Origin of the sequence: Streptomyces violaceorubidus (assembly GCF_000717995.1) — a bacterium.
In the GTDB taxonomy this organism is placed as follows: domain Bacteria; phylum Actinomycetota; class Actinomycetes; order Streptomycetales; family Streptomycetaceae; genus Streptomyces; species Streptomyces violaceorubidus.
The window spans coordinates 1-1,408 of the sequence record NZ_JODM01000104.1; the positions used below are offsets into that span (position 1 = coordinate 1).

General features: G+C 66.3%; 3 protein-coding genes. All 3 read left to right on the forward strand.

From position 1 onward, the window contains the following. A partial coding sequence (locus tag IE94_RS40715; RefSeq protein ID WP_209441113.1) for a hypothetical protein occupies window positions 1-196 on the forward strand: 196 nt, incomplete at its 5' end. Window positions 197-367: 171 nt separating this feature from the next. Then, window positions 368-520 (forward strand): hypothetical protein, encoded by a 153-nt coding sequence (locus IE94_RS40150; RefSeq protein ID WP_157849446.1) that lies wholly within the window; start codon window positions 368-370, stop codon window positions 518-520. Between the two features lie 589 nt (window positions 521-1,109). Then, window positions 1,110-1,408: IS5 family transposase (locus IE94_RS0134140; RefSeq protein ID WP_030192262.1), on the forward strand; the 299-nt coding region annotated here is incomplete at its 3' end.

The following is a 1,408-nucleotide window of genomic DNA, read 5'->3' on the forward strand; positions in this document are numbered from 1 at the left end:
AGGCAAGATCCTCATTGGCCTGCGGCATACGCTCACCCATGACCATAAAAAAGAGAGCATTCGCCCAGTCAGGCACCTCGATCGCCATGACGGATCAGCACCTCCCAGCGCTGCTCGTCGGGTTGCAAAACGCCGGGCAAGCAAGACTCCGGACTCCCTGGGCCCGACCGAAGACGAGGCGCACGACGGCCGGTGACGCGGTCACGGTGTTCGGCCTCCCTCACCGGCACGCCGCAGCGCTGCCTCGAACCTCACACAGGGTGTCGCCCAGGCAGCGACTGTCTTGTGCCAGCGACCTGGCAGTCGCTGGCGCGCCCCTCTCGCCTATACAACGACCTCCGTTTGAGCGCAGTTCACACTGCCGAGTGTGATGGAGGGCACGCCGCCGGGACTCGCGGTCGACATCGTCGGCTTGCCGAGGAACTCTGACCACAAGCGAGGCAAGGTGCCGCTGAACACGGTGCCCGACCTGGCGAAAGAACTGGTCAGCGCTCGTGTCAACGGCCAGCGGGCTTCGTGATCATTGGGGTGTCGAAGCTCAAACGATCATGAGGTGGCCCGTGTCTGCCGCTGTATCTTCTCCCATCCCGCCGGTGCTGGTGAAGCTGGGTCCGCTGGATGCCGGTCAAGTCGCTGACCTGCGGCCCTTTTACGAACCGGGTGCCCGACCCGCGGGCGAGGCAGGGCCGCTGATACTCGCTGACCGCGATTCTCCTCGTCTGTGCCTGCGCGGCCGTGTCCGGAACAAGGAGCGTGGATGAGATCACCGAAGGGCGGCACGGACCTCGGACACCGTGTCAATCCCCTGGTTTCGTAGAGACCTCTCCTATGCACCTATGCGGCCTGGCACCTCTGTCGCTCTTCTTGCGTGTTCTGGTGATGGTCCGTTCGAACTGCTCCGGCGGCAGGCCGCCGGCCGCACTGTGCCTGCGTCACGGGTTGCCGCGGATGGGCCCACGCCCGACCGGCCAGGTGAAGGGTGGCGGCGACAGTGAGCTCTTTCAGAGTGGCCATCGATCGGGTGACGGGTCGGTGGGCCGCAACGCACAGGACTCCCGTGCCGTTGAGGGAGGTGTTCGAAGTCTCAACTCGTCGGCACAGGAGCCCTGTTGGTTCCCCATCCTGCCGTACTCGACCTCCCGCACGCGCTGGTCGAGTGGCTGACCATGCTCATCGTCACCCGCGAGGGTGACCGCCGCTGCAAGCTGGCGCCGCACCGGCGTGCCCTGGTCGCGCTGGTGTACCTGCGTAAGCACGAGCCGCTGGCGCAGATCGCCGTCGCCTTCGGGATCGACACCCTCACGAGGATCGCCGCGGCATTCGGTATATCCGTCGGCACCGCCCACGCCTACGTCGCAGCGGTCACCGGCCTGCTCGCCGAGCAGGCGCCGGGCCTGCTGCAGACGCT